Annotated in this window: 14 protein-coding genes and 1 pseudogene; 6 read left to right on the forward strand and 9 right to left on the reverse strand. The window is 68.7% G+C overall.

Features of this window, described 5'->3' with window-relative positions; translation table 11 throughout:
* A pseudogene (locus BHQ18_RS29085) lies at nt 1-153 on the forward strand (3-methyl-2-oxobutanoate hydroxymethyltransferase); the annotation flags it as partial.
* A gap of 92 nt (nt 154-245) precedes the next feature.
* Here the strand turns inward: BHQ18_RS29085 and BHQ18_RS11025 are convergent.
* Both BHQ18_RS11025 and BHQ18_RS11030 read right to left on the reverse strand, forming a co-directional pair.
* On the reverse strand, nt 246-590 hold the full coding sequence (locus tag BHQ18_RS11025) for a cupin domain-containing protein (RefSeq protein ID WP_069413660.1): 345 nt from the start codon (nt 588-590) through the stop codon (nt 246-248).
* 196 nt (nt 591-786) lie between these two features.
* Nucleotides 787-1,776 (reverse strand): LLM class F420-dependent oxidoreductase, encoded by a 990-nt coding sequence (locus BHQ18_RS11030; RefSeq protein ID WP_069413661.1) that lies wholly within the window; start codon nt 1,774-1,776, stop codon nt 787-789.
* A gap of 308 nt (nt 1,777-2,084) precedes the next feature.
* Here BHQ18_RS11030 and BHQ18_RS11035 point away from each other — a divergent pair, with 308 nt between their 5' ends.
* Nucleotides 2,085-2,294, forward strand: a complete 210-nt coding sequence (locus BHQ18_RS11035) for a hypothetical protein (protein ID WP_131815669.1) — start codon at nt 2,085-2,087, stop codon at nt 2,292-2,294.
* A 41-nt stretch (nt 2,295-2,335) separates the two neighbouring features.
* A complete protein-coding gene (locus tag BHQ18_RS11040; RefSeq protein ID WP_069413663.1) occupies nt 2,336-2,761 on the forward strand; it encodes a pyridoxamine 5'-phosphate oxidase family protein in 426 nt (141 codons plus the stop codon).
* 1 nt (nt 2,762) lies between these two features.
* Here the strand turns inward: BHQ18_RS11040 and BHQ18_RS11045 are convergent, their stop codons facing one another.
* The 3 genes from BHQ18_RS11045 to BHQ18_RS11055 form a co-directional block, all read right to left on the reverse strand.
* The gene (locus BHQ18_RS11045; protein WP_069413664.1) at nt 2,763-4,235 is read right to left on the reverse strand and encodes a class I adenylate-forming enzyme family protein; all 1,473 of its coding nucleotides are present in this window, start codon (nt 4,233-4,235) and stop codon (nt 2,763-2,765) included.
* Between the two features lie 183 nt (nt 4,236-4,418).
* On the reverse strand, nt 4,419-6,563 hold the full coding sequence (locus tag BHQ18_RS11050; protein WP_069413665.1) for a 3-hydroxyacyl-CoA dehydrogenase NAD-binding domain-containing protein: 2,145 nt from the start codon (nt 6,561-6,563) through the stop codon (nt 4,419-4,421).
* A gap of 4 nt (nt 6,564-6,567) precedes the next feature.
* Nucleotides 6,568-7,779, reverse strand: coding sequence for an acetyl-CoA C-acetyltransferase (locus BHQ18_RS11055; RefSeq protein WP_069413666.1), 1,212 nt, complete (start codon nt 7,777-7,779; stop codon nt 6,568-6,570).
* A gap of 161 nt (nt 7,780-7,940) precedes the next feature.
* Here BHQ18_RS11055 and BHQ18_RS11060 point away from each other — a divergent pair, with 161 nt between their 5' ends.
* The 3 genes from BHQ18_RS11060 to puuE are packed head-to-tail and all read left to right on the forward strand — an operon-like array spanning nt 7,941 to nt 10,998.
* Nucleotides 7,941-9,110 (forward strand): pyridoxal phosphate-dependent aminotransferase, encoded by a 1,170-nt coding sequence (locus tag BHQ18_RS11060; RefSeq protein WP_069413667.1) that lies wholly within the window; start codon nt 7,941-7,943, stop codon nt 9,108-9,110.
* A 23-nt stretch (nt 9,111-9,133) separates the two neighbouring features.
* The gene (alc, locus tag BHQ18_RS11065) at nt 9,134-10,096 is read left to right on the forward strand and encodes an allantoicase (protein ID WP_069413885.1); all 963 of its coding nucleotides are present in this window, start codon (nt 9,134-9,136) and stop codon (nt 10,094-10,096) included.
* Between the two features lie 14 nt (nt 10,097-10,110).
* Nucleotides 10,111-10,998: an allantoinase PuuE gene (gene puuE / locus BHQ18_RS11070; protein ID WP_069413886.1), complete on the forward strand. Its 888-nt coding sequence runs from the start codon at nt 10,111-10,113 to the stop codon at nt 10,996-10,998.
* Here the strand turns inward: puuE and BHQ18_RS11075 are convergent.
* Genes BHQ18_RS11075 through BHQ18_RS11090 form a run of 4 tightly spaced genes read right to left on the reverse strand, consistent with a single transcriptional unit; the run spans nt 10,980 to nt 14,960 of the window.
* Complete coding sequence (locus tag BHQ18_RS11075) at nt 10,980-11,690, reverse strand: aspartate/glutamate racemase family protein (RefSeq protein ID WP_069413668.1); 711 nt, start codon at nt 11,688-11,690, stop codon at nt 10,980-10,982. The genes puuE and BHQ18_RS11075 overlap by 19 nt on opposite strands.
* Nucleotides 11,687-13,237 carry an NCS1 family nucleobase:cation symporter-1 gene (locus BHQ18_RS11080; RefSeq protein WP_084294017.1) on the reverse strand — a complete coding sequence of 517 codons (1,551 nt, stop codon included), beginning with the start codon at nt 13,235-13,237 and terminating at the stop codon, nt 11,687-11,689. The genes BHQ18_RS11075 and BHQ18_RS11080 overlap by 4 nt, the downstream gene beginning before the upstream one ends.
* A gap of 55 nt (nt 13,238-13,292) precedes the next feature.
* Nucleotides 13,293-14,018 (reverse strand): GntR family transcriptional regulator, encoded by a 726-nt coding sequence (locus BHQ18_RS11085; protein ID WP_069413669.1) that lies wholly within the window; start codon nt 14,016-14,018, stop codon nt 13,293-13,295.
* 18 nt (nt 14,019-14,036) lie between these two features.
* Nucleotides 14,037-14,960, reverse strand: coding sequence for a TIGR03564 family F420-dependent LLM class oxidoreductase (locus BHQ18_RS11090; RefSeq protein WP_069413670.1), 924 nt, complete (start codon nt 14,958-14,960; stop codon nt 14,037-14,039).
* Nucleotides 14,961-14,999: the final 39 nt, after the last annotated feature.

Below are 14,999 nucleotides of genomic sequence, written 5' to 3' on the forward strand. Positions count from 1 at the left end.
GTGGCCGACATGCCGTTCGGCAGTTACGAGGGCGGCCCGGCGCAGGCGCTGGCCACCGCGACCCGGTTCCTCAAGGAGACCGGTGCGCACGCGGTGAAACTCGAGGGCGGCGAGCGGGTGGCCGAGCGCCGGGCTACTACCCGCTCACCGGGCCGCCACCGCCCGGCTACTACGACACGCCACCGCCGCCCGCCGGCCCGCAGCCGATCCCGCCGCAGGGACCGATCCCCCCGATGCCCTAGCGGCTAGATGTGCGGCCCAACGGGATTGGACACCGTCAGCAGCACGGCGGAGTCCTCGATCGCCTGGAGTCCGTGGCGGTCTTTGGGGATGACGATGTGGTCGCCCGCCGAACCTTCCCAGTTGGCCGTGTCATGGGTGAGCCGCACCCGGCCGTGCAGCACCTGCAGGGTGGCCTCGCCGTTGGTGGCGTGGTCGTCGAGCGCCGAACCCGCGGTCAGCGCGATCACGGTCTGACGCAGCGAGTGTTCGTGCCCGCCGTACACGGTCTGCGCGCTGCGGCCGCTGCTGGCCGCACGGGCGGTCTCGAGTTGTTCGCGCGCCAGCGCGGTCAACGAGGTCTTGTTCATTCGCCAGTTCCTTCCGAGACGGCCGGTCCCGCCCATCCGCGTCTGGGCGACGGTTCGTCTCCATCGAGGGCTGTTCGATCCGCGGGGCTGCAGAAACCCCAATCCTAGTGACCATCGCCGGGCGCAGGGGTCCGGGCGTCACATTCGGCCAGCGGTGCCCTCAGGTCTTTGGGCTCTCACGCCCGGGTGGGCCTGCTCAGCGAAGCGCCGGGATCACCTGCTGCTCGAACATCTCGATGCCCGAACGGTCGTAGGCGGCCTCGGGGAAGTAGAGGATCGCGTACTCGCACCCGAGCTGCCGCATCTTCTCCAGCTTCTCGACGACCTGTTCCGGTGTGCCGCTGGCGGATTCGGGCGCCGAGAGCGTGCTCAGCATCGCGTCGACGGCGTTCTCGTCGGCCTTGGCGACCTGGCGGGCGCGCAGCCGGGCCACCCGGTCACGCACGTCGGCCTCCGATTCGCCGATCACCGCGTTGAAGTTCGCCGAGCGCACAATCGCCTCGAAGTCGGTGCCGACCTTGTGGCAGTGGTCGGCCAGCACCTGCGACTTGTGCGCAAAACCGCCGGGCTCGGAGGTGAAGTTGGTGTACTGCGCGTACTTGGCGGCGATCCGCAGCGTCACCTTCTCGCCGCCGCCGGCGATCCACATCGGAATGCCGCCGTCCTGCAACGGTTTCGGCTGTACGATCGCGCCGTCGACCTGGTAGTGCTTACCGTCGAAGCTGACGGTGCCGTCGCGCCAGGCGTCGCGCATGATCTGCACGCCCTCGTCGAGGCGGGCCAGCCGCTCCCCTGCCGACGGGAATCCGTACCCGTAGGCGCGCCATTCGTGTTCGTACCAACCACCGCCGATGCCCATCTGAACCCGGCCGCCGGAGATGATGTCGGTGGTCGCGGCGACCTTGGCGAGGTACACCGGGTTGCGGTAGCTCATCGCAGTGCACATCTGGCCCAGCTTGATCCGCGACGTCGTCGCGGCGTACGCCGCCATCAGCGTCCAGGCCTCGTGCGTCGCTTCCTCGGTCGGCACCGGCACGGTGTGGAAGTGGTCGTACACCCACAGCGAGTCCCAGGCGCTGCCGTCGGCGTAGGTGGCGAGGTCGCGCATGACCGGCCAGTGCTCTTCGGTGGGGATGTCCACCAGGTCGAGTCGCCAGCCCTGCGGGATGAACAGTCCGAAGCGCATGGCTCCCGACTCTATGCCACCCGGCCCGGCGTTCCGTCAGGTGGCGCGATACGTCTAGCCCAGCGTCTGTAAGGCGCTCGGGTACATCCGGTCGCGCAAATCACTTAGCTGCGCTCGACATGGCGGGCTTGCAGCGGGGAAGCCTCGGCCGGGCAGTCCGCCAGCGCCATCGCCGCGCTGGCGAAAGCGTCAATTGGGTCGCGACACAGGCACGTTCGGCCCATCCACTTCTCTGACCGGCGGTTTCTGTTGTATGGTGTGGGTCACATGAACGAATTCATGTGATGTAGGCCACAAAGGAGGCAGCCGTGACTCGTGATCCGATTACGGGAATGGACACCCATCCCGTGCGTTCGGGCGGCGACGTCGGCGTTCGCTGGTTCTATGTCCTGCTGCTCGCGGTGATCGCCATCGCCGCCGTCGTCGGTGTCGTGAGCACCGCCGCGATGGGCCAGACGCCGGTCGCCATCGCGATCGGAATCGTCGCGGTCGCATTCTTTTCCCGGGTCGGCTGCTGAGTTTCCTCCAGAGGTGTCGGGGCCCGGCGTTAGCCTGACGCATGGCCCTCTCCAAGGACGAACGCGAACAGTTCCTCGCTCAACCCCACACCGCCGCGTTGTCGGTGAGCGCCGGCGACAAACGCGGTCCGCTGACCGTGCCCGTCTGGTACCAGTACAGTCCCGGCGGCGAGCCGTGGGTGCTCACCGGTAACGGGTCGCGCAAGCACCGGTTGATCGAGGCGCAGGGCGAGTTCACGCTGATGGTCCAACAGGTCGAACCGTCGGTGCGCTACGTAAGCGTCGACGGCCCCGTCAGCCGGATCGAACCCGGCACCGACGACTACCTCGTCGAGGTGACCAAACGCTACCTGCCCCCCGAAAAGGTCGAGGGCTACCTGGAAATGGCGCGCCGCGAGCACGGTGAGAGCGTCGTGATCTTCATGCGGCCCCAACACTGGCTGTCGGCCGACCTCGGTTCGTTCTGAGTCAGCGCGCCCGGTAAAGCGCGGCCACGGCGGGCAGGCTGACTTTCAGCGCCGGGTTGCGCGGCAGTTCGTCGACGACGGTGAACGCCACCGGCACGTTGTACACCGGCAGCGATCGACGGACCAGGTCGGCGAGATCGTCGTCGGACGGCACCGGATGCCCGGGCGCGACCTCGATGGCCGCGAACGGCACCTGGCCCAGCCGTCCGTCGGGCACGCCGACCACACACGCGTCGCGCACCGCGGGGTGTGAAATCAACACGCGCCGAACAGTTTCGGGCAGGATCTTGAATCCGCCTCGGTTGATCGCCCCGTCGGCGCGGCCGTGCAGGTACACGAAGCCGTCGGTGTCGATCGAGGCGATGTCGGTGGTACGGATCCAGTCCGGGCCGATCGGCGCGACCTTTGCTTCGAGTAGACCCTGCTCGCCGGCCGCGAGGTGGGCGCCGGTGTCGGGGTCGACGATGCGCAGTTGCACATCGGGCAGTGCCCGGCCCACGCTGTTGCGTTTGGCCGCACCGAACTGCTGCCGCAGGTCCGGTGTCCACGCGCACAGTGAACCGGCGAATTCCGTTGCGCCGTAAGCCAGCACGATCGGGATACCGTACCTGGACTCGAACTCGTCGCGGGTCTCGGGGTCGAGCGGGCCGGACGCGCTGATCAGGAACTCCAGCGACGCGAGGTCTTCCTTGGCGACGTCGGCGTCGAGCAGCATCCTGATCACCGCGGGCTGTACCCCCGAGCGGGTGATCCGGTGGTCGCGCACGGCGGCCACGTAGCCGTCGACGCTGAACCGTTCGAGCATCACGATCCGGCGCCCGTTGAAGATGCCGGCGATCAGCTGGCAGACCCCGATGCCGCCGAACTGCCAGTACGCCAGTTCGGGTGGGGCGTCGGCCGGTGCGGTTTCCCCGCTGGTGACGCTGAACACCGTCCGCTGCAGCACGGGTGTCGGGATCGACTGCCGCTTGGGTGGTCCGGTGGTCCCGCTGGTCAGGATCTGCAGTGCCACACCGGGTTCGGCCCGCGCGTGGGTGCGGCCCGGGTCTCGGCTCATCAGCGCGGCGACGGGCGGCGTGCGCAGGTCGATCGCCACGCCTGCGCTGCCGGCCCGCCGGGCGGCGTCGACGACGGGCGCGGTCCAGTCCTCGACGTCGGCGACGACGGCCGCGAGCGCCAGCGTCTCGACGTCGCGGGCGACCGCCTCCGGCGACTGGAACGAGTAGATCATCGACACCGTGCGCCCGGCCGCGAGGAAACCGATGATCGCCGCGGCGTGCGGCAGCCGGTTGCGCACCACCAGGCCGACCGGCGCGTCGTCGGGCACGCCCGCGTCGCGCAGCGCCCGCGCGATCGCGTCGCCGTAGGCCGCTACCTCGTCGCCGGTGTACCACCGGCCCTCGAACTCGATGCAGGGCCGGCCGCCGTAACTCGCCAGGCCCGCCGCGAACTCGTCGGTGAAACTTCGGGTCACCGCGACAGGCTAAACCGGCGCTCGACCAGTCGGGGTCAGGTCAGCGTCGAGGTGCTGCCCGGTTCTTGGCGCCGAGAGTCGGATTTCTGACGCAAAATCGGCCGGAAGACGTCAAAAACCCGACGCTCGGCGCACGAAGGACAGTCCGGTGGGGCCTGTTCCAGCGCGAGCGACCAGCCGGGGTCAGGTCAGCGAGGCCGGCGGGTTGAAGCGCTCGCCGTAACGCTCGGCCAACTGCTTGGCCCGAGCGACGAACGCCTCCTTGCCGACACCGAGCTCACCCTGATAGCCGACGACGAACTGCGCCGAACCACCGGTGTAGGGCGGGAAGCCGATGCCCATGATCGAGCCGATGTTCGCGTCGGCGGTCGAGGTGAGCACACCTTCGTCGAGGCACTTCTGGGTCTCGAGCGCCTCGGCGAACAGCATCCGGTCGATCATGTCCTGCAACGGGATATCGGCGGTGCCGGAGTTGAACGTCTCCCGCAGGCCCGGCCACAGACCGGCGCGCTTGCCGTCGACGTACTCGTAGAACCCGGCACCCTTGAGGCGGCTGGGCCGTCCGATCTCGATCATCTTCTCGACGACGGCCTCGGCCGGGTGCGGCTCGTAGGTGCCGCCCGCCGACTCGACACCCTTGCGGGTGGCGACCGCGATCTTGTGCATCAGCTCGAGGTTCAGCTCGTCGGACAGCTGCAGCGGCGCCGCCGGGTAACCGGCCTGCGCGCCCGCCGCCTCGATCGACGCCGGCTCCACACCCTCGCCGAGCATGGCCAGCGCCTCGTTGACGAAGGTGCCGATCACCCGCGAGGTGAAGAAGCCGCGGCTGTCGTTGACCACGATCGGCGTCTTGCCGATGGCCAGCGTGTAGTCGAACACCCGGGCCAGCGCCTCGTCAGAGGTCTTCTCGCCCTTGATGATCTCCACCAGCGGCATCTTGTCGACGGGTGAGAAGAAGTGGATGCCGATGAAGTCCTCCTGGCGCTTCACCCCGGTCGCCAGACCGGTGATCGGCAGCGTCGAGGTGTTCGAGCCCAGCAGCGCGTTCGGCTCGACGATGTCCTCGATCTCCTGAAACACCTTGTGCTTGAGGTCCTGATCCTCGAACACCGCCTCGATGACGAAGTCGACACCCTTGAGGTCGGCCGGATCGCCGGTCGGGGTGATGCGGGCCAGCAGCGCGTCGCTGCGCTCCTGGGTGGTCTTGCCCCGCTCGAGCGCCTTGGCCTCGAGCTTCTCGGAGTAGCCCTTGCCCTTCTGCGCGGCCTCCAGGCTGACGTCCTTGAGCACCACGTCGAAGCCGGCCTTGGCCGACACGTAGGCGATGCCGGCGCCCATCATGCCCGCGCCCAGCACACCGATCTTGTTGATCTTGACCGGCTCGATGCCATCGGGCCGCGACGCGCCGCCGTTGATGGCCTGCAGGTCCAGGAAGAACGCCTGGATCATGTTCTTGGCGGTCTGGCCGGTGACCAGCTGGGTGAAGTAGCGGCTCTCGATACGGCTCGCGGTGTCGAAGTCGACCTGCGCACCCTCGACCGCAGCGTTGAGGATCGCCCGCGGCGCCGGCATCGGCGAACCCTTGAGCTGCTTTTTCAGCAGCGCCGGGAACGACGGCAGGATGCTGGCCAGCCCGGGCGAGCTCGGGGTGCCGCCGGGCATCTTGTAGCCCTTGGCATCCCACGGCTGGGTGTGGCTGTCCGGGTTGGCCTTGATCCAGGCCTTGGCGGCCGGTACGAGTTCGTCGACGCTGCTGACCAGTTCGTCGACCAGACCGGTGTCCTTCGCCTTGCCCGGCTTGAACCGGGTGCCCTGGGACAGCACCTCCATGAACGCCTTCTGAATGCCGAACATGCGCACCGTGCGGGTGACGCCGCCGCCACCGGGCAGCAGACCCAGCGTGACCTCGGGCAGCCCGATGACCGAACCCTTGACGTCAGCGGCGATGCGGTGGTGGCAGGCCAGCGCGATCTCCAGGCCGCCGCCGAGCGCGGCGCCGTTGATGGCGGCGACGACGGGCTTGCCCAGCGTCTCGAGCTTGCGCAGGTCGGCCTTGATGGTCTCGACCTCTTCGAACGCCTCGGCGGCGTTGTCGGGGCCGACGTTCATCATGCCCTTGAGGTCACCGCCGGCGAAGAAGGTCTTCTTCGCGCTGGTGATGACGACGCCGGTGATCGAGTCCTTCTCCGCGACAAGGCGTTCCACGGCGTTGTGCATGGACTCCTTGTAGTGCTCGTTCATCACGTTGGCCGAACCCGTCGGGTCGTCCAGCGTCAGCGTGACGATGCCGTCGGCATCCTTGTCCCACTGAATCGTGTTCTCGGCCATGTGCTTAAACCCTCTCGATGATGGTGGCCACGCCCATGCCGCCGCCCACGCACAGCGTGATCAGCGCCCGCCGCGCACCGCGGCGCTCGAGCTCGTCGACCATGGTTCCGGTGATCATGGCGCCGGTGGCGCCCAGCGGGTGGCCCATCGCGATGGCGCCACCGTTGACGTTGAGTTTCTCGTCGGGAATGTTGAGGTCCTTCTGGAACTTCAGCACCACCGAGGCGAACGCCTCGTTCAGCTCGAACAGGTCGATGTCGTCGACGGTCAGCCCGGCGCGGTCGAGCACCTTGCGGGTGGCCGGCGTCGGCCCGGTCAGCATGATGACCGGGTCGGCGCCGCTGGTGGCGGTGGCCACGATGCGCGCCCGCGGGGTCAATCCCTGTGAGGTGCCGGCACTTTCACTGCCGACGAGCACCAGCGCGGCGCCGTCGACGATGCCGGAGCTGTTGCCGCCGGTGTGGACGTGGTTGATCTTCTCGACGAAGTGGTACTTCTGCAGCGCGACGTCGTCGAAGCCGCCCATCTGCCCGACGCCGTCGAACGCGGTCTTGAGCTTGCCGAGGCTCTCCAGCGTGGTGTCGGGACGCATGTGCTCGTCGTGGTCGAGGATGACCAGACCGTTCTGGTCCTTGACCGGGACGACGGACTTGGCGAAGTAGCCGCCCGACCAGGCTGCCGCGGCGCGCTCCTGCGACCGGGCGGCGTAGCGGTCGACATCCTCGCGGGAGAAGCCCTCGATGGTCGCGATCAGGTCGGCGCCGATGCCTTGGGGCACGAAGCCGATGCGGTAGTTGGTTTCGGGGTCAGCGGCCCAGGCGCCGCCGTCGGAACCCATCGGGACGCGGCTCATCGACTCGACACCGCCGGCGAGCACCAGGTCGTCCCAGCCGGAGCGGACCTTCTGCGCGGCGGTGTTGACGGCCTCGAGACCTGAGGCGCAGAAGCGGTTGAGCTGGAAGCCGCCGGTGGTCTCGGGCAGCTCGGCCACCAGCGCGGCGGTGCGGGCGATGTCGCCGCCCTGGTCGCCCACAGGTGAGACGCAACCGAGAATCAGATCGCTGATCAGGTTCTCGTCGAGGTCGGGGAAGCGGCTGCGCAGCTCGTCGATCAGGCCGACGACCAGGTTGACCGGCTTGACCTCGTTGAGGGCGCCGTTTCGGTTCTTCCCGCGCGGGGTGCGGATGGCCTCGTAGATGAAGGCTTCTTCAGACATGAAGTTCCTGTTCAGATGGGGGTTACGGATGCCTGTCCAGGTGGACGGTGGTCCTCTGCCCGCAGCCTAGCAGCCACCCTCCCCCAACCCGTTGGTTGGGCCGGTGGCCCACTGCTTCCCGCCGAGCGGCAGGGCAGCGGCGCCGCCTAGGCTCGACGACCATGACGGTGAAGCGGTTGCAGCCGTACGCGACGAACATCTTCGCCCAGATGTCGGCGCTGGCCGCCGAGGTCGGCGCCGTCAACCTCGGTCAGGGCTTCCCCGACGAGGACGGTCCGCCCGAGATGCTGAAGGTCGCCGAGAACGCGATCACCGAGGGCGTCAACCAGTACCCGCCCGGCGCGGGGATCGCGCCGCTGCGCGAGGCGATCGCCGCACAGCGCCGACGCCATTACGGCACCGAGTACGACCCCGACACCGAGGTGCTGGTGACCGTCGGCGCATCCGAGGCGATCGCGGCCGCGGTGATCGGCCTCGTCGAACCGGACTCCGAGGTGCTGCTGATCGACCCCGCATTCGACACCTACGCGCCGGTGATCGCGATGGCGGGTTGCCGGCGGCGGTCGGTGCCGTTGGTGCCGAACGGCGCAGGCTTCCGCATCGACGTCGAGGCGATCCGGGCCGCCGTCACCCCGAAGACCAGGGCGCTGATCGTCAACTCGCCACACAATCCCACCGGCATGGTCGCCACCGACGCCGAACTGCGCGCGCTGGCCGAACTCGCCGTCGAGGCCGATCTGCTGGTCATCACCGACGAGGTCTACGAGCACCTCGTCTTCGACGGGCACAGACACCTGCCGCTGACGAACTACCCGGGGATGCGCGAGCGCACCGTCACCATCTCCAGCGCGGCCAAGACGTTCAACGTGACCGGGTGGAAGATCGGATGGGCCTGCGGCACCGCCGATCTGATCGCCGGGGTGCGCGCGGCCAAACAGTACATGTCCTACGTCAGCGGCGCGCCGTTCCAGCCGGCGATCGCGTACGCGCTCAACACCGAGGACGCCTGGGTCGACGCACTGCGGGACGAGTTGCAGATCAAACGCGACCGGCTCGGCTCGGCGCTGACCGAACTGGGCTTCGGCGTGCACGCCACCGCGGGCACCTACTTCCTGTGCGCTGACCCGCGACCGCTCGGCTACGACGACAGCGCCGCGTTCTGCGCCGAACTCCCGCACCGGGCCGGGGTCGCCGCGATCCCGATGACGCCGTTCTGCGACGCGGCCGCCGAGCACGCGAAGGACTGGAACCACCTGGTGCGCTTCGCGTTCTGTAAACGCACCGAGACGCTCGACGAGGCGATCCGGCGGTTGGCCGCGCTGCGGCGGTGACCGCGATCTGTGACGATGGTCGGGTGCCGGACCGGGAACCTGATTTCACCTGGCTGCCCGACCTCGCGCTGCGCTCGCTGGGCGGCGCGGTCATCTGGGCCAACGACGAGACGTTCGCCGAGAAGGAGAACCTGATCAATCCGGGCCCGGCCGGGTTCCGGCCGGCCACCTTCGGCCACAAGGGCCAGGTGTACGACGGGTGGGAGACCCGGCGGCGCCGCGAGCCCGGCCACGACGAGGCGATCGTGCGGCTCGGGCTGCCCGGGGTGGTCCGCGGCATCGTCGTCGACACCGGCTGGTTCAAGGGCAACTATCCACCGGAGGTATCGGTGGAAGCGCTCGAGATCCAGGGCTACCCACCCGCAGATCAGATTGCCGCCGAACCCGGCTGGCAGACGCTCGTCGGACGCGTGAAGGTCTACGGCGACACCCGCAACCCGTTCGAGGTGACCGACGGAAACCGTTGGACCCATGTGCGGTTGAGCATCTACCCCGACGGCGGGGTGGCCCGGCTGCGCGTGCACGGCGAAGGCAAGCCCGACCTGCACCCGCTGAGCGCCGGGCCGGTCGATCTGGCCGCGCTGGAGAGCGGCGGTCTGGTGCTGGACTGTTCGAACCGCTTCTACAGCTCACCGCACAACATCATCTTCCCCGGGCTGGCGCAGGTCATGGGCGACGGCTGGGAAACCGCACGGCGCCGCGACGACGGCAACGACTGGGTTCTGCTGCGGCTCGGCAGCCCCGGCCGAATCCGGTTGGCGGAGATCGACACCTCCTATTTCGTCGGCAACAGCCCCGCCGCGGCGTCGTTGACCGGGGTCCGCGGCGACGGCGCCCACGTGACCCTGCTGCCGCGCACCGACCTGCTGCCCGACACCCGGCACCGGTTCCCGATCGAGGACGCCGGCGTCGTCGAGAAGGTCCGGCTCGACATCTATCCCGACGGCGGCCTGGCCCGGCTGCGGCTCTACGGCGAGCCGGCGTGACCTACCCGCGCGACATGGTCGGCTACGGCCGCACCCCACCCGACCCGAAGTGGCCGGGCGGCGCCGCAATCGCCGTGCAGTTCGTGCTCAATTACGAAGAGGGTGCGGAGAATTCGGTGCTCGACGGCGACGTCGGGTCGGAGACTTTTCTGTCCGAGATCACCCCGGCCGAACCGTTCCCCGACCGGCACATGAGCATGGAGTCGCTCTACGAGTACGGTTCGCGCGCGGGTCTGTGGCGGCTGCTGCGAATCTTCGAGCGGCGCGGCATTCCGCTGACGATCTTCGCGGTTTCGCGCGCGGTGCAACGCAATCCCGAGGCGCTCGCGGCGTTCACCGAACTAGGTCACGAGATCGCCTGTCACGGGTTGCGGTGGAGGTCCTACCAGTTGATCGACCGCGACACCGAGCGCGCGGACATGGCCGAAGCGGTGCGCATCCTGCAGGAGCTGACCGGGTCCGCTCCCCTCGGTTGGTACACCGGCCGCGACTCACCCAACACGCGCGAACTCGTGGTCGAGCACGGCGGATTCCGCTACGACTCGGACTCCTACGCCGACGACCTCCCCTACTGGGTGCGGGTGGGCGACACCGATCATCTCGTCGTGCCCTACACGTTGGACACCAACGATATGCGGTTCGCCTCGGCGGCGGGTTTCGCCAACGGCGACGAGTTCTTCGCCCATCTGCGCGACGCCTTCGACGTGCTGTATCGGGAAGGGCGCGAGGGGAATCCGAAGATGCTGTCGGTCGGGCTGCACTGCCGGCTGGCCGGCCGCCCGGCCCGCAGTGCGGCGCTGGAGCGCTTCTGCGACCACGTGCAGTCCCACGACGGAGTGTGGTTGGCGCGGCGCATCGAGATCGCCGAGCACTGGCACGCCCATCACCGGCCGGTGCGGTAGTCCTTCGGCGGCGGCGCGGCGAACTCACCGCGCTTGGAGGTCCGCAGTCCCATCGCGATCAGCGACTGCACGCTCAGTGTCGCGGCGGTGACCCCGTCGACCACCGGCACGCCGAGCTCCTCGGAGATCGAAGTACACATCGACGCCATCCCCGCACATCCCAGCACCACCACGTCGGAGCCATCGCACTCGACGGCCTCCCGGCACGCCTCGGTGACGATCTTGCGGGAGTCGGTGTCGAGGTCGAGCACCGGCACGTCGCAGGCGTGCACTCCGCGGCAGAACCGTTGCATCCCATAGTGGTTGGCGAGGTCCTCGGCCCGGCCCATGGTCCGCGTCAGCGTGGTGACGACGCTGAACCCGCGCCCGAGGTGGCTGGCGGCCTGCATCGCGGCCTCGGCGATGCCGATCACCGGTCCGCGGGCCGCCTCCCGCGCCGCGTCCAGCCCGGGGTCGCCGAAGCACGCGATGACGTAGCCGTCGACACCCGCGCGTTCACCGCGGCTGATCGCCCGCAGCACGCCCGGCACCGCGAGCGCCTCGTCGTAGTGGCTCTCGATGGAGGCGGGACCGATCTCGGAGGTGATGCCGGTGACCACGGTGCCCGGGGCGACGACGGCGCGGGCGCAGCGCTCGATGCCGGCCGTCATCGCCTCGGTGGTGTTCGGGTTGATGACCCAGATCTGCCTCACGGCAGCGCGGGCACCGCGAAGCGGCCGCGCGTGGCCATCGCGTAGTAGGCGGCGAAGCCGAGCCCGCAGCCGATGAACCAGCTGTACTGGGCGGCGGTGTGCATACCGGCGACCGATCCGCCGAGCAGCACCGGGATCACCGCGACCACCGCGCCGATCGCGGTGGCGATGACCGCGGCCGGGTTGTAACCCTTGGTGTACCAGTAGGCTCCGTCCTCTTCCATGGTGAACATGGCGTCGACGTCGACCTTCTGCTTGTGCACCAGGTAGTAGTGGGCGATCAGCACCCCGAACAGCGGGCCGATGAACGCGCCGAGCGTCTCCAGCGTGTAGTGGATGACCTCCGGGTTGTTGTAGAGGTTCCACGGCGTGATCAGCACCGAGCCGACGGCCGCGATCATCCCGCCGGCGCGCCAGCTGATGCGCTGCGGGCTGACGTTGGAGAAGTCGAATGCCGGCGAGATGAAGTTGGCGACGATGTTGATGCCGATGGTGGCGATGGTGAACGTCAACGCCCCCAGCACGATCGCGAACGTCGAGTCGATGCGCGCCACGGTCTCGACCGGGTCGGTGAGCAGTTCACCGAACACCGGCACGGTCAGCGATGCGGTGACGACGACGAGAATCGAGAACACCAAGAAGTTGACCGGCAGGCCGAGGAAGTTGCCGCGCTTGACCGCCGCGAACGACTCGCCGTACCGGGAGAAGTCGCCGAAGTTGAGCATCGGCCCGGAGAAGTAGGACACCACCAGCGCGATCGCGCCGAGCATCACCGGGATCGACGACAGGCCGGTGTAGGTCACCTCGCCGAGGTTCAGGTCGATCGCGCCCCAGCCGGCCTTGTAGATCAGGTAGCCGCACAGCAGGAACATCACCACGTATACGGCGGGACCGCAGAAGTCGATGAACTTGCGGATGGATTCCATCCCCCGCCAGAACACGCACGCCTGCAGGATCCACAGCAGGATGAAGCTGCCCCAGCCCAGCAGCGGCAGACCGAGGAAGCCGTAGTCGTCGACGTCGGCGTAGGGCGCCAGACCCGGGAACAGTTTGAGCAGCACGACATCCAGCGCCGCCGACGCCAGGTAGGTCTGGATGCCGTACCAGGCCACCGCGATCAGCCCGCGGATGATGGCCGGGATGTTCGCGCCGAGCACGCCGAACACGCTGCGGCAGATCACCGGATAGGGCACCCCGGTGACCTGGCTCGGTTTTGCCACCAGGTTGCAGAACACGTTGACGATCACGATGCCGACAACCAGCGCGATCAGGACCTGCCAGCTGGCCAGGCCGAGTGCGAACAGGCTGCCTGCGGTGACGTAGCCGCCGACGCTGTGCACGTCGGACATCCAGAACGCGAAGATGTTGTACGACGTCCAGCGCTGCTTGGCCAGCGGTGCGAGGTCCTCGTTGGTCAGCCGGAGGTCGTAGCCGGGCTTGATGACACCGCTGCCGACGGGATGGCCCGCGGCCTCGACGATGTCGCCGGCGGCGATGATGGTGCCGGGCGGTAAGTCAGTTCTGCCTGCGGTTTCAAGCTCTGTCATGGCAGCGGACGCTAATCCCGCTGTGTTGCGGCGCTATTTCCGGTGAACTACCCGGCTATTGCGCAGAAGATATATCCGTGGGCAACAGCAGACCGGTGTCGGTGGGCACCGTGGCGATGACCGCGTTGAGCCGCCGGGCGTGCTCCTCGGCGGCGGTGAGCAGCCCTTCGACGTCGCCGGCCAGGAACACCTCGACCATCCGGCGGTGATCGGCATGCAGCGCGGCCCGGTCATGACGGGAGACGTGCACCATCGACTGCACGGGTTCGGCGACGTTCCAGGCGGATTCGAGCATGTGCAGCAGACGGAACATCCGCGACGGCCGGGTCAGCGCGAGGTGGAAGCCGCGGCTGTGCCGGTGGTAGGCGACCGGGTCGTCGTCGTGGACGGCGCACTGCAGCGCGTCATTGGCGGCGACGATCGCGGCGCGGTCCTCGTCGGTGGCGTTGGCCACCGCGGCGGCCAACGCGGCTGACTCCAAAGTCTCTCGCACGATGTACATTTCGCGCAGCTCCTGCGGGGTCAGCTGGGCGACGGTGTAGCCGAAGTTGCTGCGGTGGGTGACCAGACCTTCGCCTATCAGCGTCTTGAGCGCCTCGCGTACCGGAATCTGGCTCACCCCGAACAGGTCGGCCACCTCGGCCAGCGGGATCGGGGTGCCGGGCAGCACCGCCCCGTCGAGCAGCACCCGCCGCAGTTCGTCGAGGATGGCCTGCTGCGGGCGGCCGGGCGCGTCGACCACCAGGCACGCCAGCAGCGCCGAGCGGCGTCGGGACGGCATCCCGCTACGGTAGGCACCTCATGTTGCGTCGATGTTGCGCGCGACGTCCCAAAGCGCTTCGATGTCACCGGGTTCGGTGCGCAGCGGGTTGAGCACGACGTCGGTGGCCCCGGCGTCGAGGTAGTCCCGCATACGCTGCACCACCGCGTCGACCGATCCGATCGCGGACAGTTCGGTGGCCGAGCGAACGCCCTCGCGGGCGATCACCTTCTGATACGACGGAATGGTCTCGTAGAAGCTCAGCTTCTCGGCGGCGACGGCACGCGCGGCGTCGAGGTCGTCGGACACCAGCGCGGGCGCGGCCGCGATGATGCGCGGTGCCGGTCGGCCGGCCTGCTCGGCCGCGGCGGTGATGGTCGGCACGATGAACTCCCTGAGCGTGCGCGGGCCGGCCAGGTAAGGCATTGTGCCATCGGCGAGTTCGCCGGTGACCTGCAGCGCCTTGGGTCCCATCGCGGCGACGTACACCGGGATCGGGGTGCCGCCGGCGACCGTCACCGGCCAGGGCGAGACCGCGCTGATCTGCTCGCCGTGGAAGTCGACGGCGCCGTCGTCGAAGACCGAGCGCAGCACCGTCAGGTGCTCGCGCAGCCGCTGCACCGTGTTCGGCCAGGCCTGACCGAACGCCTCCCGCTCGATGGCGTGCGCGCCCAGGCCGAGGCCGAGGCTGAAGTTGCCGTGCGCGGCGGCCTGGGCGGTCTGCGCCTGCGACGCGACGATCAGCGGGTGGCGCGGGTTGATCGGAACCACCGACGTGCCGACGCCGAGACCGGGCACGGCCGCGCCGATCAGGCCCGAGAGGGCGATCGCGTCATGGGACAACTGTTGGGCCAGCCAGATCTGGCGGACCCCGGCGTCGTAGGCGGCGCGCGCCGTGGCGATCACGTCGTCGACCGCGTTGGTGGCCGAGGGGCTGGGAAACAGGAAGACTCCGGTGGGCATGCCGCGTGCAACCGGGCGGCGACCGGATCCTATTCCGTT

Origin of the sequence: Mycolicibacterium flavescens (assembly GCF_001722335.1) — a bacterium.
Classification (GTDB): Bacteria; Actinomycetota; Actinomycetes; order Mycobacteriales; family Mycobacteriaceae; genus Mycobacterium; species Mycobacterium flavescens.